General features: G+C 72.6%; 21 protein-coding genes. 6 read left to right on the top strand and 15 right to left on the bottom strand.

The window, feature by feature from the left end; translation table 11 throughout:
- The first annotated feature begins 2 nt into the window (after nt 1-2).
- Nucleotides 3-701 (top strand): DUF899 family protein, encoded by a 699-nt coding sequence (locus V6R91_RS09785; protein WP_336395300.1) that lies wholly within the window; start codon nt 3-5, stop codon nt 699-701.
- 30 nt (nt 702-731) lie between these two features.
- Here V6R91_RS09785 and V6R91_RS09780 read toward each other — a convergent pair whose 3' ends face one another.
- From V6R91_RS09780 to V6R91_RS09745, 8 genes are all read right to left on the bottom strand, one after another.
- Nucleotides 732-1,583, bottom strand: coding sequence for a metal ABC transporter permease (locus V6R91_RS09780; RefSeq protein ID WP_336395526.1), 852 nt, complete (start codon nt 1,581-1,583; stop codon nt 732-734).
- Nucleotides 1,584-1,606: 23 nt separating this feature from the next.
- Nucleotides 1,607-2,464: a metal ABC transporter ATP-binding protein gene (locus V6R91_RS09775; protein ID WP_336395299.1), complete on the bottom strand. Its 858-nt coding sequence runs from the start codon at nt 2,462-2,464 to the stop codon at nt 1,607-1,609.
- Nucleotides 2,461-3,477, bottom strand: coding sequence for a metal ABC transporter solute-binding protein, Zn/Mn family (locus V6R91_RS09770; protein WP_336395298.1), 1,017 nt, complete (start codon nt 3,475-3,477; stop codon nt 2,461-2,463). Before V6R91_RS09770 ends, V6R91_RS09775 begins: the two co-directional genes overlap by 4 nt.
- A 232-nt stretch (nt 3,478-3,709) precedes the next feature.
- Entirely contained in the window at nt 3,710-5,083 is a 1,374-nt protein-coding gene (locus tag V6R91_RS09765) for a dihydrolipoamide acetyltransferase family protein (RefSeq protein ID WP_336395297.1), read from the bottom strand.
- A gap of 73 nt (nt 5,084-5,156) precedes the next feature.
- Nucleotides 5,157-6,137, bottom strand: a complete 981-nt coding sequence (locus tag V6R91_RS09760; RefSeq protein ID WP_271059628.1) for an alpha-ketoacid dehydrogenase subunit beta — start codon at nt 6,135-6,137, stop codon at nt 5,157-5,159.
- Entirely contained in the window at nt 6,134-7,279 is a 1,146-nt protein-coding gene (locus V6R91_RS09755; protein ID WP_271059627.1) for a thiamine pyrophosphate-dependent dehydrogenase E1 component subunit alpha, read from the bottom strand. Before V6R91_RS09755 ends, V6R91_RS09760 begins: the two co-directional genes overlap by 4 nt.
- A gap of 117 nt (nt 7,280-7,396) precedes the next feature.
- On the bottom strand, nt 7,397-7,798 hold the full coding sequence (locus V6R91_RS09750; protein WP_271059626.1) for a hypothetical protein: 402 nt from the start codon (nt 7,796-7,798) through the stop codon (nt 7,397-7,399).
- A 188-nt stretch (nt 7,799-7,986) separates the two neighbouring features.
- Nucleotides 7,987-9,063 carry a histidinol-phosphate transaminase gene (locus V6R91_RS09745; protein ID WP_336395296.1) on the bottom strand — a complete coding sequence of 359 codons (1,077 nt, stop codon included), beginning with the start codon at nt 9,061-9,063 and terminating at the stop codon, nt 7,987-7,989.
- Nucleotides 9,064-9,315: 252 nt separating this feature from the next.
- On the opposite strand from V6R91_RS09745, the gene V6R91_RS09740 reads away from it, so the two are divergent.
- Nucleotides 9,316-9,717: a phage holin family protein gene (locus tag V6R91_RS09740; protein ID WP_271059624.1), complete on the top strand. Its 402-nt coding sequence runs from the start codon at nt 9,316-9,318 to the stop codon at nt 9,715-9,717.
- Nucleotides 9,718-9,797: 80 nt separating this feature from the next.
- On the opposite strand, the gene V6R91_RS09735 is transcribed toward V6R91_RS09740, so the two are convergent.
- Nucleotides 9,798-11,138, bottom strand: coding sequence for a hypothetical protein (locus tag V6R91_RS09735; protein ID WP_336395295.1), 1,341 nt, complete (start codon nt 11,136-11,138; stop codon nt 9,798-9,800).
- Nucleotides 11,139-11,359: 221 nt separating this feature from the next.
- Nucleotides 11,360-11,614, bottom strand: a complete 255-nt coding sequence (locus tag V6R91_RS09730; protein ID WP_336395294.1) for a hypothetical protein — start codon at nt 11,612-11,614, stop codon at nt 11,360-11,362.
- Between the two features lie 172 nt (nt 11,615-11,786).
- Here V6R91_RS09730 and V6R91_RS09725 point away from each other — a divergent pair, with 172 nt between their 5' ends.
- A complete protein-coding gene (locus V6R91_RS09725; protein ID WP_067249600.1) occupies nt 11,787-12,308 on the top strand; it encodes a low molecular weight protein-tyrosine-phosphatase in 522 nt (173 codons plus the stop codon).
- A 44-nt stretch (nt 12,309-12,352) separates the two neighbouring features.
- Nucleotides 12,353-13,735, top strand: coding sequence for an adenylosuccinate lyase (gene purB / locus V6R91_RS09720; RefSeq protein WP_336395525.1), 1,383 nt, complete (start codon nt 12,353-12,355; stop codon nt 13,733-13,735).
- A 158-nt stretch (nt 13,736-13,893) separates the two neighbouring features.
- Here the strand turns inward: purB and V6R91_RS09715 are convergent, their stop codons facing one another.
- The 5 genes from V6R91_RS09715 to V6R91_RS09695 all read right to left on the bottom strand — a co-directional run bounded on the left by V6R91_RS09715 (nt 13,894) and on the right by V6R91_RS09695 (nt 17,868).
- Entirely contained in the window at nt 13,894-14,280 is a 387-nt protein-coding gene (locus V6R91_RS09715; RefSeq protein WP_271059621.1) for a hypothetical protein, read from the bottom strand.
- The gene (locus V6R91_RS09710) at nt 14,277-14,903 is read right to left on the bottom strand and encodes an acyl-CoA synthetase (RefSeq protein ID WP_336395293.1); all 627 of its coding nucleotides are present in this window, start codon (nt 14,901-14,903) and stop codon (nt 14,277-14,279) included. The genes V6R91_RS09715 and V6R91_RS09710 overlap by 4 nt, the downstream gene beginning before the upstream one ends.
- Before the next feature lie 66 nt (nt 14,904-14,969).
- Nucleotides 14,970-15,257: a hypothetical protein gene (locus V6R91_RS09705; RefSeq protein ID WP_271059620.1), complete on the bottom strand. Its 288-nt coding sequence runs from the start codon at nt 15,255-15,257 to the stop codon at nt 14,970-14,972.
- 67 nt (nt 15,258-15,324) lie between these two features.
- On the bottom strand, nt 15,325-16,170 hold the full coding sequence (locus V6R91_RS09700; protein WP_336395292.1) for a phospholipase: 846 nt from the start codon (nt 16,168-16,170) through the stop codon (nt 15,325-15,327).
- 147 nt (nt 16,171-16,317) lie between these two features.
- Nucleotides 16,318-17,868 (bottom strand): hypothetical protein, encoded by a 1,551-nt coding sequence (locus V6R91_RS09695; protein ID WP_336395291.1) that lies wholly within the window; start codon nt 17,866-17,868, stop codon nt 16,318-16,320.
- 176 nt (nt 17,869-18,044) lie between these two features.
- Here V6R91_RS09695 and V6R91_RS09690 point away from each other — a divergent pair, with 176 nt between their 5' ends.
- Nucleotides 18,045-19,016: an acetylxylan esterase gene (locus V6R91_RS09690; protein WP_336395290.1), complete on the top strand. Its 972-nt coding sequence runs from the start codon at nt 18,045-18,047 to the stop codon at nt 19,014-19,016.
- Between the two features lie 135 nt (nt 19,017-19,151).
- On the top strand, nt 19,152-20,873 hold the full coding sequence (locus V6R91_RS09685; protein ID WP_336395289.1) for an AMP-binding protein: 1,722 nt from the start codon (nt 19,152-19,154) through the stop codon (nt 20,871-20,873).
- Nucleotides 20,874-20,877: the final 4 nt, after the last annotated feature.

Raw genomic sequence — 20,877 nt, 5'->3', positions numbered from 1 at the left:
TCATGTCCGCACCCACCACTCCGCTCCCCCCGGTCGTCGACGAGGAGACCTGGCGCGAGGAGCTCGCCCGCCTGCGCGTCCGCGAGAAGGCCGCGACCCGCGAGCTCGACGCCATCGCCGCCGAGCGTCGGCGGCTCCCCGCCGTGAAGCTCCCGAGATACACCCTCACCGCGGAGGACGGGTCGACCGTGACGCTGGCCGACGTGTTCGAGGGGCACAGCCAGCTCATCACCTACCACCACATGTGGACGGACGGCGCCCGGTGGCAGTGCTCGGGATGCACCGGCCTGACGTCGCAGTGGGGCCGGACCGGCGGGCTCGCCAACGTCGACGCGCGCTTCGTGATCGTCACGAACGGCCCGATGGACGAGATCCTCGCCTACAAGAAGCGCGTCGGGAACCTGATGACCTGGTACTCGTCTGCCGGCAGCCCGTTCGGGGCGGACGTCGACGCCGGGCCGGGCGAGGGGTTCGCGATCAACGTCTTCCTCCGCGACGGCGACGACGTCTACCGCACCTGGCACACCACCAGTCGGGGCGCGGAGCAGTTCGGTCCCCTCTTCTCCCTCTACGACGTTCTCCCGTACGGACGCCAGGAGAAGTGGCAGGACGTCCCGGAGGGCTGGCCGCAGGGCCCCACCTACTCGCGCTGGCTGGACGCGAAGGACGTCGCCGAGCTCTACGGGGATCCGACCGCCTGAGCGGACGCGCGAACGGGTCTGCGACGCCGGTCAGGCGCGGCGGATCCGCTCGCGCGAGCGCTGCACGGCCCAGCAGCCGAGGTAGATCGCGAACGAGATCGTCGTGATGTAGGGGCTGACCGGCAGCGGACCGGCGAGCGCCAGAAGGATCCCGCCCACGGCGGCGACGAACCCGAACAGCGCCGCCAGCAGCGGAACGGACAGGGGCCCGGCAGCGACCCGCATCGCGGCCGCGGCAGGCGTGACGAGCAGCGCCATCACGAGCAGGGCGCCGATGATGTGGACGGCGACGGCGACCACGAGCCCCAGCAGCACCATGAACACGATCCCGAGGACGCCCGTGGGAAGACCCCGCGCCTGCGCGGACACGGGGTCCAGCGAGTCGAACCGCAACGGGTTCCAGATCAGGACGAGGACGACGAGGACGACCGCGCTGATGCCGATGAGCCACCCGAGGTCCGGACTGGACACGGACACGATCTGCCCGGTCAGCAGGCTGAATCGATTGGCGCTTCGCCCCTCGTACAGCGACAGGAACAGGATCCCGAGCCCGAGCCCGAACGGCATGAGGACACCGACGATCGAGTTGCGCTCTCGGGCCCTGGCCCCGAGGAGCCCGATCAGCACGGCCGCGACCAGCGCGCCGCCGATCGATCCGGCCACGACGCTGCCGCCGAGCAGCAGGGCCGCCGCGGCGCCGGCGAACGACAGCTCGCTGACCCCGTGCACGGCGAAGGCGAGGTCGCGCTGCATCACGAACACCCCGACGAGGCCGCCGACGATCCCGAGCACCGCGCCCGCGATGATCGAGTTCGCGAGCAGCGCCACGAGCGCCCCGTAGTCCTGGAACGAGAACACGTCGCCCCAGTCGACCGCGGGCACGGCAGCCAGCACCCCGGCCGCGCTCACGCGACGCTCCGCGGGTGCTGGTCGTCGTCGTGCGCATGGTGCGGCTCGGCGTCCGGGATCCCGACGACGACGAGGCGGTCGCCCGCCCGCAGCACGAACACCGGGGCGCCGTAGAGATCCGTCAGCACGCGGCTCTGCAGCACCTCGTCCGGGGTCCCGAGCATGAACCGGCCGCCGGCGATGTAGAGGATGCGGTCCACCTTGCCGAGGATCGGATTGATGTCGTGGGTGACGAACAGCACGGCGGCGCCGTGCTCGCGGCGCTGCCGATCGATGATGTCCGTCACGCCCTGCTGGTTCGCGAGGTCGAGGTTCGAGAGCGGCTCGTCGCACAGGAGCAGGCTCGGGTGGTCCACGAGCGCCTGGCCGACCCGCAGCCGCTGCTGCTCGCCGCCGGAGAGCTCTCCGACCCGCCGGTCGGCGAACGCCGACGCCCCCACATCCGCCAGTACGTCGTCGACCCGCGCCCGGTCGGTGCGCCGCGGGATCGGCAGGCCGAACCGCGGGCCCTGGATGCCGAGGGCCACCACGTCCCGGCCGCGCAGCGCGGTGTCGGGAGCGTACGGACGCTGCTGCGGGATGTACCCGATGCGGCGGTTCCCGCGCCGGACGGGCTCCCCGCCGACGAGGATCCGGCCCGCGCTCAACGCCTGGAGTCCGAGGACGCTGCGCAGGAGCGTCGTCTTGCCGGACCCGCTCGGCCCGAGCACGGCGATGAACTCGCCGTGCCGGACGTCCAGATCCAGCCCCGACCACAGCTCACGGTCGCCGCTGCGCCCGCCGGGACGCCGCAGGGCCGCGCCGCGGATCTGCAGGACGGGCGCGGCCGAGCCGCCGTCGGTGGCCGGGCTCACGCGCCCAGCGCCGTGGCGAGGGATGCGATCGCGTCATGCATCCACTCAGCGTACGTCTTCCCCTCGGGCAGGATCTCCGTGAACGCGACGACCGGCACGTCCGCCTCGGTCGCGGCGTCCTCGACCCGCTGCGTCTCCGGCCCGCCGGTCTGGGCGTTGGTCAGCACCGCGCGGACGCCCCCGCCCTCGATCGCCTGGAGCGCGGCGAGAAGCGTGGCCGGGGGCACGTCGCGCCCCTCCTCCACCGCTTCGGCGAACCCGTCCGGTGTGACATCCGTCAGGCCGGCCGCCGCGGCGAGGTAGCCGGGCACGGGCTCGGTGAGGATGACGTTCGCCCCGGCGGCCTTCTCCTTGAGGTCGGCGAGCTGCGTCTCCGCGTCCTCGAGCTCGGCGGTCAGCGACGCCGCGCCCGCCTCGAAGTCGGCCTTCCCCTCGGGGTCGAGCTCGGTCAGGTGCGCGGCGATGTCCTCGACGAGGTGGCGCATGGTGTGCGGGTCGAACCACACATGCTCGTTGAAGCCCTCGATGTGGTCGTGACCCTCGTGGCCCTCCTCGCCGTGCTCGTCGCCGTGGTCGTGCTCGGCGTGGTCGTCCTCAGCTCCGGCGTGGTCGGAGTGCTCCGCCTCGTCGTGACCGGCGTTGCCCGGGTAGTCGTGCGAGAACTCGACGGCGGTGAGGACGGGCACGTCCGATCCGTCGAGCAGATCGTCGATGAAGGCGTCGTACCCGCCGCCGTTCTCGATGACGAGATCGGCCCCCTCGACCGTGAGCCGGTCCCGGGCGGAGGCCTCGTAAGAGTGCGGGTCCTGCGTCGCGGAACGGATGATCGAGGTCACGTCGACGTGGTCCCCGCCGACTGCCGCGGCCAGGTCGCCGTACACGTTCGTGGAGGCGACGACCGCGATCCTCCCGTCATCAGGGCTCGCCCCGCCCACCGATCCGGCGGACGAGCACCCCGCGAGGGCGAGGGCGGCGACGGACACGAGCGAGACGGCGATCACGGGCTTCTTCACCCGCTCACTCTAAACGAAATGAGAATCGTTCTCAACTAACCGCGACGCCACGACCCAGCCTCTCCTCACCTCTTCGGTCGAGTGGTCAGAAACTGTGGCCCCGCGGGGCGTCAACCCACAATTTCTGACCACTCGGCGCCCTGGCACGCGGACGGCGCGGGCGCACGACGCGGGCGCGGCGCACGGCGCCGTCCACGGCACGGCACGACGCGGCGAGGCGTCGCGGCGGGGGTCAGTCGACGAGGAGGGCGGGCTCCTCCAGCACCGCGGCGACGTCGGCGATGAAGCGGCTCATCTCGTCGCCGTCGATCACGCGGTGGTCGAACGAGCCGGCCACCGTCGTCACCCAGCGCGGGCGCACCTCGCCGTCCACCACCCACGGCTTCTGGCTGATCGTCCCCATCGCGACGATCCCGGACTCGCCCGGGTTGATGATCGGGGTGCCGGCGTCCATCCCGAAGACCCCGATGTTCGTGATCGTGATCGTCCCGCCCTGCTGGTCGGCGGGGGTCGACTTGCCCTCGCGGGCCGTGAGGGTCAGACGGTTCAGGGCGCGGGCCAGGTCGCGCATGCCGAGATTCTGGGCGTCCTTGATGTTCGGGACGATCAACCCCCGCGGAGTGGCGGCGGCGATGCCCAGGTTCACGTAGTGGCGGACCAGGATGTCCGCACCGTTCTCGCCCTGGACCCAGGCGGCATTGACCATGGGCGTGCGACGCACCGCCCAGATCACGGCGCGCGCCATGATCAGCAGGGGCGAGACCTTGACGTCGGCGAAGTCCGGCGACGCCTTGAGGCGCTTGACGAGCTCCATCGTGCGGGAGGCGTCCACCTCCTTCCACACCGTCACGTGCGGGGCGGTGTACGCGCTCTGCACCATCGCATTGGCGCTGGCCTTACGCACGCCCTTCACCGGGATCGACTCGGTCCGCTCGTCGGGGGCCGACTCGGGGCGCTCCGGGGCGGCACCCGCCGGCGCCGGATGCGCCGGGGCGGCGACACCGCGCGCCAGCCCGACCGGCGCCGGAGCCGGGGCGGGAACGGTCTCCTCGCGCACGTCGCCCCACTCGGGCGTGCGGATGTTGCGGAACACCGACGCCTGCTGCGCCTGCGTCATCACGTCCTCACGGGTGACCTCCCCGTCCGCCCCGGTCGGGGTGACGGCGGCCAGGTCCACGCCGAGGTCGCGGGCGAGCTTGCGGATCGGCGGCTTCGCGATCACGCCCACGGAGCTGCGGACGGGGCGGGCGGCCGGGCGACGCCGTCGCGAGGACGCGCCGGAGCCGGAGCCGTAGCCGACGAGCACCGACCCCGATCCCTCGTCCGCGGCAGGGGCCGAAGGCTCGGCGACGGGCGCGGATCCGTCGTCCTGCACGAATGTGATGATCGGCGTGCCGACGTCGATCGTCGCGCCCTCCTCCGCGAGGAGCTCGCCGACGGTGCCGGCGTGCGGCGACGGCAGCTCGACGAGCGACTTGGCGGTCTCGATCTCGCAGATGACGTCGTTGACGGCCACCGTGTCCCCGGGCGCCACGCGCCACGACACGATCTCCGCCTCGGTGAGGCCCTCGCCGACGTCCGGCAGGGTGAAGGTCTGGGTGCTCATGATTGATCCTTACTCATTCCGGTCGGTGCGCGAGCGGCTCGTCCCGGTCGTCGAGCGGGCGGGAGCACCGGCCTCAGTAGGCGAGGGACCGGTCGACGGCCTCGAGGATGCGGTCGGCATCCGGCAGGTACTCCCCCTCGAGCTTCGCCGGGGGGAACGGGGTGTCGTACCCGGACACCCGCAGCACCGGCGCCTCGAGGGCATAGAAGGCGCGCTCCATCACCGTCGCGGCGATCTCGCTGCCCAGGCTGGTGAACCCGGGCGCCTCCTGCGCGTAGACCATCCGCCCGGTGGATCGCACCGAGTCCAGGATGGGCCCGTAGTCCACGGGCGAGAGCGAGCGCAGGTCCACGACCTCGCAGCTCGTGCCCTCCGCCTCGGCGAGCGCGGCCGCCTGGAGGAGGGTGGTGACCATGGCGCCGTGCCCGACGAGGGTGACGTCGGTGCCGCGGCGGACGATGCGCGACGCGTGCAGCGGCAGCGCCGGGGCCTCCAGCTCCACCTCGCCCTTGGGCCAGTATCGGCTCTTGGGCTCCATGAAGATCACGGGGTCGTTCGAGCGGATCGCCTCCTGGATCATCCAATAGGCGTCGTTCGCCGTGGACGGCGACACGACCCGCAGCCCGGGCGTGTGCGTGAAGTACGCCTCGGGGCTCTCCTGATGGTGCTCGACCGCTCCGATGTGCCCGCCGTAGGGGATCCGGATCACGATCGGCATCGAGATCGCGCCCTCGTGGCGGTAGGTGAGCTTGGCCAGCTGGGAGGTGATCTGGTCGAAGGCGGGGAAGACGAACCCGTCGAACTGGATCTCGCACACCGGGCGGAAGCCGGCCATGGCCAGGCCGATGGCGGTTCCGACGATGCCCGACTCGGCCAGGGGGGTGTCCAGCACCCGTTGCGCGCCGAAGTCCCGCTGGAGGTGCTCGGTGACGCGGAAGACCCCTCCGAGGCGGCCGATGTCCTCCCCCATGAGAAGGACGCGCGGGTCGTCCTCCATGGCCTTGCGCATCCCGGCGTTGAGGGCCTTGCTGAACGGCATCGTCTCGATGGTCATGCCCGGCCCCCTTCCGTGGCGGTGCCGGCGTCGAAGGACGCCTCGTACTGTGCGCGCCAGGCGCGCTGCTCGTCCACCAGCGGATGCGGCTCGCTGTAGATGTGCTCGAACACCATCGCCGGGTCGGGGGGCGGGAGGGCGACGGTGCGCGCGCGCAGATCCTCCGCGGCGGACGCCGCCTCCGCCTCCACGTCCTCGAAGAGCGCGGAGGCGGCGCCGCGGGACTCCAGGTACGCCCGCATCCGGGTGATCGGATCCCGCCGGGCCCACTCGGCCTCCTCCGCGTCGCCGCGGTACTTGGTCGGGTCGTCGCTGGTCGTGTGCGCGCCCATCCGATAGGTCACGGCCTCGATCGCGCGGGGTCCGCCGCCGGAGCGGGCACCCTCCAGCGCGTGCCGGGTGACGGCGTAGCTGGCGAGAACGTCGTTGCCGTCCACGCGCATGCTGGGCATCCCATAGCCCGGCCCTCGCTGCACCAGCGGGACCGGCGACTGGGTCGTGACCGGCACGGAGATGGCCCAGTGGTTGTTCTGCAGGAAGAAGACCTCGGGGGTCCGGTAGCTCGCGGCGAACACCATCGCCTCGTGCACGTCGCCCTGGCTGGAGGCCCCGTCGCCGTAGTAGACCATGACGGCCTCGTCGCGATCGGGGTCTCCGGTGCCGCACTTCCCGTCGAACACCAGGCCCATGGCGAACCCGGTGGCGTGCAGCACCTGCGAGCCGAGGACCAGCGTGTAGAGCCGGGTGTTGCCGTTCTTCGGATCCGTCGGGTTCCACCCGCCGTGCGAGACGCCGCGCATGAGCCGGATGATGTCGACCGGGTCGACGCCCCGGATCCGCGCCACGACGTGCTCGCGGTAGGAGGGGAAGAGGGTGTCCTGCGGGCGCGCGGCACGGGCGGAGCCGACCTGCGCGGCCTCCTGGCCGCGGCTCGGCGGCCACAGCGCCAGCTGTCCCTGCCGCTGCAGGTTCGTGGCCTGGGTGTCGATCGCGCGGATGACGACCATGTCGCGGTAGAACTGCTCGAGCTCGGCGTCGGTGAGGGCGTCGATCAGCGGGAGGAACTCTTCGGCGGCGGGACTCGGTGCGAAGGCTCCGTCGGCGTCCAGGACGCGGATCAGAGCGGGGTCAGCGGCGGTCACGGTTCTACGCTAACCGAGCCTCAGGGCTCGGGCGTGGAGAGTCCGCACAACGGTTCTCCGGATCCGTAGGACCTTCTCCACCGATTCATGCCGCCCGCGGGATATGCCGTCCGTCCGTCATTGATTCGCGATGACCGCTCCGACACCGATGAGGATCGCGACCATCGAGACGGCCCACGCGAGCATCGGAAGCGCCGCGCCGAGCGCGGCGAGGCCGATCCCCCACGCCCCGGGCTTGCGGCCGCGACGGGTCGCGACGGCGACGATGCCGAGGACGATCGCGGCGAGCCCGACGAGCGTCCCGAGGACGTTCCACAGCGGGGACACGGCATCCGCCGACGGCACGAACGTCATGAGCACGACGGCCACCGCGGCCAGCAGGCCGATGACGGCGGCACCCGCGCCGAGGCCGAGCGCCACGCGCCCCAGCACCGGCGAGCCCGGCGGGCGCTGCGGAGGGATGGGGACCCCCGAGGCCGTCAGGTCGTTCCTCGAAGGCGGGTACGGCGGCGTGCTCACGCGGATGACGCTACCGGCCGACGCCGCAGACCGCGATGCCCGCGGGCGCGGCGTGTCCGGTTGCGGCGTGCGCAGTCCGGGGGTGGGGTGCAGGGGTCCGCCGGCGCGGGCGCGGCGGAAGTGGTGCGCCGAGCGGCGCGTGCCCTGCGGAGTGTGCGCCGAGCGGCGTATGCGGCTGGGGCGGACGCTCAGGAGCGCGAACGCAGCGCGGCGGCGGTGTCGAGGATGCGCGGCAGCGACTCCTCCTCGCCGACCGAGATCCGGATGCCGTCCCCGGCGAACGCGCGCACGACGATCCCAGCCTCGGCGAAGGCGTCCGCGGCTTCCGTCGTCTCATCCCCGGTCGGGAGCCAGACGAAGTTGCCCTGTGCGTCGGGCACCGCCCAGCCCTGGGCCCGGAGTCCCTCCGCGAGCGTCGTGCGTCGGGCGACGAGCTCGACGACGCGCACGCGCAGCTCGTCCTCGGCGTCCAGGCTCGCGATGGCGGCGACCTCGGCGGCGGCGGTCACCGACAGCGGCACGGCGGTGCTGCGAGCCGCGTCGAGGACGCGCGGATCCCCGATGGCGTAGCCGACGCGGAGTCCGGCCAGCCCGTACGCCTTGGAGAAGGTGCGGAGGACCACGACGTTGGGGTGGGTCTCGAAGACACGCTCGGCCAGGCCGTCCACGGCATCGGGTGCGGTGACGAACTCCGCGTAGGCCTCGTCGAGCAGGACGAGAACGTCGCGAGGCACTGCGTCGAGGAAGGCGGCGAACTCGGCGCTCGTGACGATCGGGCCGGTCGGGTTGTTCGGCGTGCAGACGAGCACGACCCGCGTGCGGTCTGTGATCGCCGCGGCCATCGCGTCCAGGTCGTGTCGTCCGCCCTCGGCGAGAGGCACGGGGATCCCCGTCGCCCCGGCGATGAGCGGGATGCCCGGATAGGCCTCGAACGACCGCCAGGCGTAGACGACCTCGTCGCCCACGGATGCCGCGGCCTGCACGAACTGGTACAGGATCGCGACGCTCCCCGAGGCGACGTGCACGGCATCGGGCCGGACCCCGTACCGCTCGGCGAGCCGCGCGCGCAGGGCCCCGGCGGTCGCGTCCGGGTAGCGGTTCATGGGTGTGGCCCGCGCCAGGGCGGCCTGCACCTGGGGCAGGGGATCGAAGGGGTTCTCGTTGCTGGAGAGCTTGAACGCGTCGGCGGACGCCTGCTTGCCCTGGCGGTACGGCGGAAGCGCCGCGATCTCGGGCCGGATGCGGGGCAGGATGGGCTCGCTCACCCTGTCGAGTCTAGAACCGCCCCCTCCTCCCTCTCCGTCTCCCCCTCCCCGGCCTCCCTCTCTCCCCGGCCCAAAAGGCCACCGACACCCCCCCTCCCGCCGAGACCCCCTCTGGAACGCGCGTCTGCGAGGGGGTCTCGGCGGCGCGAGGGGGTTTCGGCGATGGGGAGGAGGGGAAGGAAGGGAAAGCACGGGGAGGGCGGAGAGGACAAGGGCCTGTGGAAGTGGACGCGGGCCTGGCAGACTCGGGGCATGCGATTCCTGATCCGCGTCATCGTGAACGCGTTCGCCATCTGGGTGGTGACGCTCATGCCCTTCCTGCAGGTGACGGTGACCCCGTTCGCCCCCGGGGAGACGCTGCAGCTCGTGCTGACCCTGCTCGTCGTGGCGCTGATCTTCGCCCTGGTCAACACGATCATCGGCACCGTCGTCCGCATCGTGGCGATCCCGCTGTACATCTTGACCCTTGGGCTCATCTCGCTGATCATCAACGGGTTCCTGCTGTGGCTGACCGCCGTCATCACCGGGATGTTCGGCTGGGGTCTGAACGTCGGCAACTTCTGGTGGGGCGTCGTCGCGGCGCTGATCATCTCGATCATCAACGCCGTCTTCGCCGGGATCCTCCGCCCGCAGCGCGACCGCCGTCGCGACTGATCCCTCCGCGGGCCGGGTCCGGCGAACGGGACGACGGCTTCCGCGAACAGGACGACGGCTCCCGCGAACTCGTCTCGAGGTCAGAACCGATCGTCCGCCGGAGCGTCGGCGCCGGGGGCCAGCACCCTCGTCGGCGGCTCGATCCTCGCGACGTAGTCGGTGGCGAGGATCTCCACCGCCTCGTCCAGTGCCGCGAGGCGTTCCCCGAGCGCGGTCAGCCGCGGGTCCCCAGCGGCGTCGGCGAGCGCCGCGGTCTCGGCGTACGTCGACAGGTGATGGGTCGTAAGTACGGCGTCCTGCAGCCCCTGCGCCGGGTCGCCGATCCTCGAGACCACGACGCTGTCTGACGACCCGGTGCCCGCGACGGTGCCTCCCTGGGCGAGGCTGGACACCGGGTCGTCCGTGTGGCGGACCATCACGCTCGTCGTGGACTCGGGAAGCACCGGGTCGATCGGGGAGCCGAAGCCGACCAGCGTGTGCACCGGGAACTCGCCGCTCTGGGCCACGAGGCCGCCGATCATCGCGCCCTGGGAGTGCCCGACGATGGCGACGGCGTCCCCTTCCCCGGCCCCTGCGTCATGGAGCGCGTCAACCACCGCCTGGTACGAGGCGGTCTCCCGGTCGTGCAGGTACAGGTCCAGGTTCGCGCCCATCCCCCACGGCTCCCGGGAGTCGGCGGAAAGCTGTGTGCCCGCCACATAGGCGATGTACTCCCGACGGCCGTCGGGCATCGTGTAGGTCTCGACCCGCACCTGCGCGCCGGGGGTGGCCGGGAACCGGTCCGTGAGGTCTGCGAGCCCGCGAGGCGCCGCGGACGGCCCCGGCACCCTGGTCGGAGCGATCACGACGGAGGTGTCCGACGGGTGCAGCGGCCGATCCGCGAGGCGCACCCCCTTGCCGACCATCCCGACGCCCGTGAGCCACAGCCCCGCGGCCAGCTGCGCCGAGTGGGCGCCAGCGGGCGACAGGTACTGCGCCCACCGGGTCTGGTCGACGAAGCCATCGAACCGACGCCGCTCCCCCTGAGCGAGGAGGGACGCCGCAGCAGCAGCCGCGGCGGGATTGCGTTCGGAGAGCAGCTCGGCATCCCGGCGCAACGCCGCGGCCTCGCCCGGGTCCGAGGCCGCCCTCAGCTCAGCCCGGGCACGCAGTTCTACGATCTCGTACGCCTCGGCCATGAGCTCGACGCCTTGCGCCGTGGGCACCAGGAGCTCGGCGACCCCGGCGATCCGCTGCGCCGGCCCTTCCAGCCCGGACGCGTCCGCGCCCGCCCCGTCGGCGAGCGTGCGGACGAGGCGCAGTTCCCCGGCCACCCGCGCCAACCGCTCCCCCAGCGCGCGCAGACGCCGGCCGACACCCCTCAGGTGCTCCGTGTCCACGGCGAGCGCCCCGCCGCGAGAGATGTCCAGCTCGTCCCCCACCCGTCCGTCCTTCCCGATCGATCCCCTGGTCCCTGCCCGTCTCGGGTGCCGTCGCACAGCCGACAGCCTCCGCGTCACCCCTCGTGCGGGCCGGACCCCCACAGTCCGGCCCGCGTTCCCCAGCCGCCCTCCTCCCCACGCGGGTGTCGTCCCCAGTCCGGCCCGCGGCCCCTCCCACGTCCGGCGCGCGGCCCCCGCCGCGGCGGATGCGCGAACGGCCGTCATCCGATCCCCAGCTCGGATGCGGCCGTCCGTGCGGCCACGGTCGCGTCGGACAGGTCCGCCGCCAACGTCGCCACCCGCTCCCCCAGCGCGGAGATCCCCTCCGAGTGCCACGCCGTCTCCGCGGTGAGGCCGCGCAGCTCCCCACCCGCCGACTCCGCGTCCTCGAGGGCGCAGCGCAGCACCGCCGCCGCCTCGCCGAGCGCGCGTTCCGCCTCGATCCCCGCGAGGAAGGAGCCCGTCCATGCCGTCATGCGCTCCACTCTCCGGGACCGGACGGCGGCGCACGCGCGCGTCCACAGGATCGGTGGACAACCCGGCACCTTTCTGATCGGTGCAGGACGAGTCGCCGCTCGGACGGTGCTCCTCGCCGTCGACCGGCCCTCGCCCCTCGGCAGGAACGGGAGGGTGCGGCATGATGGACGCATGACCGAGCCGGATCCGTTCCGCGTCGTCTTCGTCTGCACGGGGAACATCTGCCGGTCGCCGATGGCGGAGGTCGTGTTCCGCGATCTGGCGGAGAAGCAGGGGCTGGGCGACCGCATCCTCTCCCGCAGCGCCGGCACCGGCGACTGGCACGTCGGCGAACGCGCCGACGAACGGACCATCGCGGCCCTGGCGCGTCGCGGCTACGACGGATCCCTCCATCGCGCCAAGCAGTTCACCTACGAGTCCTTCGCCGACAGCGACCTCGTCGTCGCACTGGACCGCACCCACGAACGGAGCCTGCGGCAGTGGTCGCGCGACGAGTCGGAGGAGGGCAAGGTGGTGCTGCTGATGTCCTTCGACCGTGAGGCGAGCGTGCTCGACGTCCCCGACCCGTACTACGCCGACGCCGCGATGTTCGACAGCGTGCTCGGTATGATCGAGAGCGCGAGCCGCGGCCTGTTCCGTCAGCTCGAACCCGCCATCCGGCCACCGGCGTCCCGGGTCCGCCTCGGTCCCTGAGCTTTCCGAGGGATCCCCCGGACGCCTCGATCAGGAGGTCTCCCCTGACTGCGCAGCCCGCCCACCCGTCCGCGTCGCTGAGCCCCCTCGACGGCCGCTACCACGCCGCCGTCGCGCCGCTCGCCGACTATCTGTCCGAAGCCGGGCTCAACCGGGCGCGCGTCGAGGTCGAGGTGGAGTGGCTGATCGCGCTCACCGACCGCTCGCTGTTCGGCACCTCGCCGCTCGCGGACGCCGACAAGGATCGCCTGCGCGCCCTCTACCGCGAGTTCGACGCCGAGGAGATCGCCTGGCTGGCCCAGAAGGAGGCCGTGACACGGCACGACGTCAAGGCCGTCGAGTACCTCATGCGCGACCGCCTGTCCGCCCTCGGGCTGGACGCCGTGGCCGAGCTCACCCACTTCGCCTGCACGAGCGAGGACATCAACTCCACGGCGTACGCGCTCACCGTCAAGCGCGCGGTCGAGCAGGTGTGGCTTCCCGCGCTCCGGGCCGTCACCACCACGCTGCGCGAGCTCGCCGTCGAGCACGCGGACGCCGCGATGCTCTCGCGCACGCACGGCCAGCCCGCCACCCCCACCACCATGGGCAAGGAGCTCGCGGTGTTCGCCGCACGGCTGGAGCGGGTCGCGGAGCAGATCGCCGGATCGGAGTACCTGGCGAAGTTCTCCGGCGCCACGGGCACGTGGTCGGCGCATCTCGCCGCCGATCCGGACACCGACTGGCCCGCCGTCACCCGCGCCTACATCGAGAGCCTCGGCATCGGCTTCAACGGCCTGACCACGCAGATCGAGTCCCACGACTGGCAGGTGGAGCTGTACGACCGGATCCGGCACGCCGGCGGGATCCTGCACAACCTCGCGACCGACGTCTGGACGTACATCTCCCTGGGGTACTTCGCCCAGATCCCGGTGGCCGGCGCGACCGGCTCCTCGACGATGCCGCACAAGATCAACCCGATCCGGTTCGAGAACGCGGAGGCGAACCTGGAGCTCTCCGCCGCCCTGCTCGGGTCCCTGTCGCAGACGCTCGTGACCTCGCGCCTCCAGCGCGACCTCACCGACTCCACGACGCAGCGCAACATCGGCGTCGCGTTCGGACACTCCCTGCTCGCTCTCGACAACCTCCGCCGGGGCCTCGGCGAGATCTCGCTCGCGCGGGACGTGCTGCTCGCCGACCTCGACGCGAACTGGGAGGTGCTCGGCGAGGCGATCCAGACGGTCATCCGCGCCGAGGTGGTCGCCGGGCGCTCCACGATCGCCGACCCGTACGCGCTGCTGAAGGAGCTCACCCGCGGGCACCGCGTCGGCGCGGCGGAGCTCGCCGAGTTCGTGCAGGGGCTGGAGATCGGCGAGGAGGCCAAGCAGCGCCTGCTCGCGCTAACCCCGGCCGGGTACACCGGGCTCGCGGAGGATCTCGCGCGCTGACGGCGGCGGGCGAGGCTCGGCTCAGCGCGTTTCGTCTCGCTGCGCTCGCTCAACGACCGGAAACGGGCCCAGCTCGGCGCGTTTCGACTCGCTGCGCTCGCTCAACGACCGGGAGGGACCAGCGCCGCGACGAGACGAAACGCGTCACTCCGCGACGGTCAGCGGTCGGCGGGAGGGTCCTCGTCCGCGACCGTCTCGGGCGTCTCCTCCGCAGCGGCGTCCTCGGCAGGGGCGCCCTCGGCGGGTGGGTCGAGCAGCACGGGGCGATCGACGGTCTTCGTCACCTGTGCCGGGTCGACCGCGAGAATCAGCATGGCGAGGATCAGCAGCGTGACGATGAAGGCGCTGCCCCCGATCACCAGGGCGAGCCCCCACGGCGTCAGCCCGTCATAGGCCCCGCGCGCGACGGCGTCGATGACCCGGGTGGTGAACGCCCCGGTGGACACGAGCGTGACGACGGCGGCGAAGACGCCGCAGCCCAGGGCGATCCCCAGCAGGTGGAGGGGACGCAGCAGCTCGCGGCGGGTGGGCTTGTCGTCGGTCACGCAGTTCCTCCGTGCTCGGTGGCGGGCCGCGGCGAGAACCCGGCGATGCCGAGCAGCACGGCCACGATGGCCGCATAGGCTCCGAAGATCCCCACCGCGAGGGTGATCCCGGTCAGGATGAAGTCGCCGGCGTCCTCGATCGAGTACGTCCACGCGTACTGCATCGGGACCAGGAGGAGGGCCACGGCCAGCAGCAGGCCGAGTACCCCGACGAGGAGGTGGTCCCGGGCGCCGTCGACCACCGGCTCCCCGCGCTGCGCGGCCTTGCGCGCGCGGATCCCCGCGATCAGCTCGACCAGTCCGGTGAGGGCGCCCCAGGCGATCAGCAGCACGAAGAAGAGGGGCGTGGAGCGCCACGCCGGGATCCCGCCGGCCATGCCCGCGAGGAAGGAGAACGCCGCGAGCAGGACGTAGGGCCAGCGCCAGCCCGGCCGGGCGACGAGCCAGGCGGCCAGCGCGAGCACCAGCCCCGTCGCCAGCGCGAACCCGCTGAAGACGGAGAGGCCGACGGCGGCGGAGTGGTCCGGGGAGAACGTGATCATGAGCGCCGCGACCGCCGCGAAAAGGGCGCGCACGAGCTGCACGTGACGCACGCTGAACGTCGGGCTTGCGGAAGCGGTCATGGATCGATCCTCTGCGGGGGTGACCTCCCCAGTCTACGCGGGGGATCGCGGCGGGTCGGCCCGCGCTCAGGCCGGCGACCGCCCCGCGTCCTCGTCCTCTCCGGCGCCGTCGGCGGGGACTCCCCCGGTCGCACCGGCCTCGGCGTCGTCCGCGACGAGCCCCGTCAGATGCTCGACGAGCGCGGGCGGGATGGCGCCGTCGCTCAGGAGGACGAGCTGTTGCAGGGGCATGCCGAGCACGGGCCCGAGGGCGTCCTCCGAAACCCCCGCGTCGCTCAGCAGCTCACGGATGTACACCCCTGCGCGCGGGTGGCCGAGCCAGTCGCCGAGAGAGCTGTTCGGGTCCAGTGCCATGACGGTTCCTCTCCGGGGCCGGATCCGCTCCGCTCGCCCCGCGGCCCCGGGACGCGGGCCGGTTCCATCAGTACCAGTTCGTGGCCTGGGAGTGGCCCCACGCGGCGCACGGGGTGCCGTACACGCTCTGGATGTAGCCGAGGCCCCAGCGGATCTGGGTGACGGCGTTGGTCTCCCAGTCGTCACCGGCGCTGGCCATCTTGTCCCCCGGCAGCGACTGGGGGATGCCGGTCGCGCCCGACGGGTTGTAGGCCTGGTAGTCCCAGCCCGACTCCTTCTGCCAGAGGGAGCTCAGGCACTGGAACTGGTCGCCGCCCCAGCCGTACTCGTCCGCCGCGATCTGCTGCGCGGCGGCGCGGGCGCCGTTGGGGGTGTTCGCCTCGGCGAGCGCGGCGGCCGCGGCCTCCGCGGCCTGCTTCTCGGAGACGGCGGTGGCGAGCTGGGTCCGCAGCGTCGCGGCCTGCGCGGCCACGGCCTGCGCCCGGTCGCGGAGGGAGGCGGCGACGGTGCCGCCGCGCGTGGACGAGGCGTCGGCCTCCTCGGCCGCGGAGCGGACGGACTTGAGCCCATCGATGTCGACCGCGGCACTCTGGGCGGCGAGGTCGAGTCCGGAGTTCTGGACCTCGATCACGACGGTGGTCGCGTCCGTGAGGACGGCATCGGACTCTGCGAGGGCTGCGTGCAGATCCTGACGTGCCGTGTCGAACGACGGCGACGCCGCCGCGGCGCGGGGCAGGGGGTCGGCGGCGGCCGCCGGTGCGACGGCGGACAGGCCGAGGGAGGCGGCCGTGCCGAGGGCGACGCCGAACGCGACGGTCAGTGCGGCCGTGGTGCGGTGGGCGCGGCTGTGCGCGCGGCGGCGCGCGGTCTCGGTCCGGCGGAGGGCAGGGGTGGGCGACAGGGTCTCGGGCATGGGAGGGGTGACGATCCTTCGGGTGTTCCTCGCCGCTCGTAAGCGGTCGGCGCCCTCGGGCCGGGCGCACAAGGTAACGATTCTGCATCAGTGTTCCTGAATGCCGCCTCCGTGTGCGCTGGACGGGCGGTGGGAGCGCTCCGCGACTCAGCGTCCCGCCGGGCCGAGCACCGCCTCCGCGATCACCGCGGCGTCGTCCTCGAAGTCGTCTAGCGGCGCCGTGTCGACCGGCGCCGTGTCCCAGCGGCCGTCGGCGCGGTCCGGCAGCGCAGTGACCGTGATGCGCAGGACGCCGGGCTCTTCCGCCTCCCCCACCGCGATCACGGCCCGGGAGAACTCCGCCTCGCTCTTGACGGTCGCCGCACGGCCCGCGATCGTGGTCTCGTCGCCGTCCCCGAACACGTACGTGAGCTCCTCGTCGGTCGCCTGGATCCGCACGACGAGGTCATGTCGAGGACGCACGAACATGCAGATCGGCGCCGGGTCGTCCGTTCCGTCGCGCTCGGCGACCACGGCCGGTCTCAGCTCCTCGCCCAGCGCCTCCCGCACCGCGTCCCACGCCGCCGTGCAGAGGACGTTCGGATCCCTCTCCCCCCAGGCGACGACCTCCGCGGCGGAGTCGGGCACCGTGGCCTCGACCGCCTCCGCGCACGGCGAGCCGGGCTCGACGTCGACGCACACGCCGGTCGCCGCGGTGTCCGGCTCGTCCGCCGCGTACAGCAGGCCGTCGAGGTCGGCATCGGCCGGCTTCGCGCGGTCGAGAGCCGGGGCGAGCTCCGCGACGAGCTCCCTGGCCTCGTCGCACGTGCGCGCGGACGCGGTCGCGCCGACGACCGGCTGACGGGTGCCCGCCGCCGCCGGCGATGCCCACGCATCCCACATGATCCGGCAGTCCTCGTCGCCCTCGGCGAACCAGATCAGGACCTCCCGGCCTGCGAGCGTCTCGGTCGGATACTCCGCCCACCCGTAGTTCGCGCGCAGATCCGCGAGCGCCGGGCTCCGACGGAGGTTGAGTCCGAACTCGGGCGTCACCCTCGTGAAGCCGACCCCACCGGAGTCCTTCCAGATCCCGCAGTCGCCGAGGCCCTCGTCCAGGCCGCTGTGCGGGGCGAGGACGTCGCCGTCCGCAGCGGGCCCGACGACCTGCTCGAAGACGTCGCAGGCGACGAGGCCGTCGCGGGGATCCGCGTGACGCAGCGAGGCCGGATCCGCCGCCAGCGCCTTCACCGCCGCCTCGGCGAACGCGATCGGCTCGGCGCAGTCGTAGGCGCCCTGCGACGGGTCCTGGGCGAACACGATCGCGTGCGCGAAGTCGACGGGGAGCCGGATCTCGCACCAGTCCCACAGCGCCGTGTTCCGGTAGGCGGCGGCCCCGGCCAGGTCCGCGCGCTCCTCCCAGAACCGCTGCGACGCCGGCGCGGACGCCCACGTGTCGACCTTCAGCACCCCCGGGATCCGGCAGTGGTGCAGTTCCGGCTCCCGCTCCCGCCCGGCGACGAGCGCCGGATCCAGGAGCGCGCACGGATCCAGAGACGCCATCGCCTGCGCGACGGCATCGGCGTCGCGGTCGTCGTTGAGCACCGGCTCGATCGTGAGCGGCGTCGGCGTCGGCTCCGGGCCGGTCAGGGTCGGCAGCACCCCGCAGCCGCTCAGCACGGCGACGGCGGCGAGCACCGCCAGCGCACGGATCCCACGCATGTTCCACCCCCGGTCCGGCGTCCTCGCCGGTCAGGGGAATCCTAGACCGCGATGCCCGCCACGACCCGCGGACGCCCCCGCCCGCTCCGGCGCCTCGCCCATCGGGCCGCGATGCACCCGGACCCCGGGCGCGCCGCCCGGTAGTCTGCCGCTCACACCCACGCGAAGGATCCGACATGCCCCGTTTCGACCTGCCGCCCGAGCAGCTGCGCGCCTATCGCCCCGACGTCGCCGAGCCCGCGGACTTCGACGACTTCTGGGACCAGACCCTGACCGAGGCCCGGGCACAGGCGTCCGCGCCGCACCTTCGCCGGGTTGACTCGCCGCTGCAGGTCGTCGAGGCATGGGATGTGACCTTCTCCGGCTTCGAGGGGGATCCGGTGTGCGCCTGGCTGCTCCTGCCCGCCGACGCGGTCGAGCCGCTGCCCGCGGTCGTCGAGTTCATCGGGTACAACGGCGGTCGGGGCCTCCCCCACGAGCGCCTGGGATGGTCCGCCTCCGGCTACGCGCACCTCATCATGGACACCCGCGGCCAGGGCAGCCGCTCGGGCACCGGCGGCAGCACCCCGGATCCGCACGGCACCGGGCCGTCCGTCCCGGGCTTCGTGACCCGGGGCATCGAGGATCCGCGCGACTACTACTACCGGCGGGTGTTCACCGACGCGGTACTCGCCGTGGACGCCATCCGCACACTGGATCGCGTGGATCCCGCCCGTGTCGCCGTCACCGGCATCAGCCAGGGCGGCGGCATCGCCATCGCCGCCGCCGGCCTGTGCACCGGGCTCGTCGCCGCCATGCCGGACGTCCCGTTCCTCTCGCACTTCGAGCGCGCCGTGGGGCTGACCGATCGGGATCCCTACGACGAGATCGTGCGGTATCTGTCCGTCCACCGCGGCGCCGTCTCGACGGTGTTCGAGACGTTGTCCTACTTCGACGCCGTGAACTTCGCGCGCCGCGCCACCGCGCCCTCCCTGTTCTCCGCGGCGCTGATGGATCCGGTGTGCCCGCCGTCCACGGTCTACGCGGCGCACAACCACTGGGGCGGTCATTCCGAGATCGTCGAGTACCCGTTCAACGAGCACGAGGGCGGGCTGGGCGTGCAGTGGCAGCGCCAGACGGCCTTCCTCGCCGATCAGCTCGCGCGCTGAGCCCCGCCGTTTCGGGGCGTGATCCGGTGGTTCGGGGCCGGAGGACGGACCCCGAACACTCGCGACGCGCCCCAAAACCTCGTCCGCCCCGGGAGCGAGGGCCAGGATGGAAGGGCCGTCCCCGAAGGAGCTGAGATGACCCGGTCCGCCACCGCCGCCACCGCCGCCACCGCCGCGATCCGCGCGGCGCGCGATCTGCTGTTCGCGCACGCCACCGACCACGAGGGAGCCCGCGCCGCCTTCCGCTGGCCCGAGCTCACGGAGTTCAACTTCGCGCTCGAATGGTTCGACGTCATCGCCGGCGAGAAGCCCGACCGACCCGCGGTGCAGATCGTCTCCGCCGATCTCCGCGCCCGCACATGGACCTACGGCGAACTGTCCGCACGCTCGGATCAGGTCGCGAACGGGCTGCGTACGGCCGGCATCGGACGCGGCGATCACGTGATCGTGATGCTGGGGAACACCATCGAGCTGTGGGAGACCATGCTCGGCCTCACCAAGATCGGCGCCGTGGCCGTCCCGACGTCGACGCTCCTGTCCGCGGCGGACCTCGCGTACCGCGCCGAGCACGGACGGGCTCGCGCGATCGTCACCCGCGGCGGGCTGGCCGACCGTCTGGCGGGGATCGGGCCGGACGTCCTCCGCATCGCCGTGGGCGAGGTCGTCCCCGACGGCTGGCTCGCGTTCGCGGAGGCCGCCGACGCCGCGGCGGCGGAGTTCGTGCCCGACGCGCCGACGCCGGCCGGCGACACGGCGCTGCTGTACTTCACGTCCGGCACGACCAACCGGCCCAAGCTCGTCCAGCACACGCACGTGTCGTACCCCGTCGGTCACCTGTCGACCATGTGGTGGCTGGGCCTGCGACCGGACGACGTGCACCTGAACATCTCCTCGCCCGGATGGGCCAAGCACGCCTGGTCGAGCTTCTACTCCCCGTTCCTCGCCGAGGCGACCGTCTTCGTCTACGACTACGACCGCTTCGACGCCGACACGCTCATGCGGGTGATGGACACCCACCACGTGAGCACGTTCTGCGCGCCGCCGACGGTGTGGCGCATGCTCATCCAGGCCGACCTCACACGGCTCACCCGCCCGCCGCGCGAGCTCGTCGGAGCGGGAGAGCCCCTGAACCCGGAGGTCATCACCCGCGTGCGCACCGCCTGGGGCGGCACGATCCGCGACGGCTTCGGCCAGACCGAGATGACCTGCTGCGTCGGGAACTCCCCCGGCCAGCCGGTGAAGGACGGATCGATGGGGCGCCCGCTGCCGGGGTACCCCGTGGTGCTGCTGGATCCCGCCACCGGCGAGCCCACCGAGCGGGAGGGGGAGATCGCCCTCGACCTGTCCGCGGCGCCCCTGGGGCTCATGGCCGGGTACTACGCGGATCCCGACGCCACCGCCGCGTCCCGCGCGGGCGGCTTCCACCACACCGGCGACATCGCGACCCGGGACGAGGAGGGGTACCTCACCTACGTCGGGCGGGCGGACGACGTGTTCAAGGCATCCGACTACAAGGTGTCGCCGTTCGAGCTGGAGTCCGTGCTCCTCGAGCACGACGACGTCGTGGAGGCGGCCGTCGTGCCGAGCCCCGATCCCACCCGGCTGGCCGTGCCGAAGGCCTACGTGTGCCTGACCTCGGCGGGCGCGGAGGATCCGGTGCGCACGGCGGGATCGATCTTCGCGCACGCCCGCGCACACCTCTCCCCGCATCTGTGGGTGCGGATCATCGAGTTCGTGCCGGAGCTGCCCAAGACGATCTCCGGCAAGATCCGCCGGGTGGAGCTGCGAGCGCGGGAGGCCGAGCGGGTCGCGTCGGGCGAAGATTCCGGTCAGCACCACGACCGCGACCATCGCTGACGAC

The organism is Microbacterium sp. CCNWLW41, assembly GCF_037083505.1.
The sequence above is the reverse complement of the archived record's forward strand: the minus strand, read 5'-3'. Positions and strand labels throughout refer to the sequence as shown.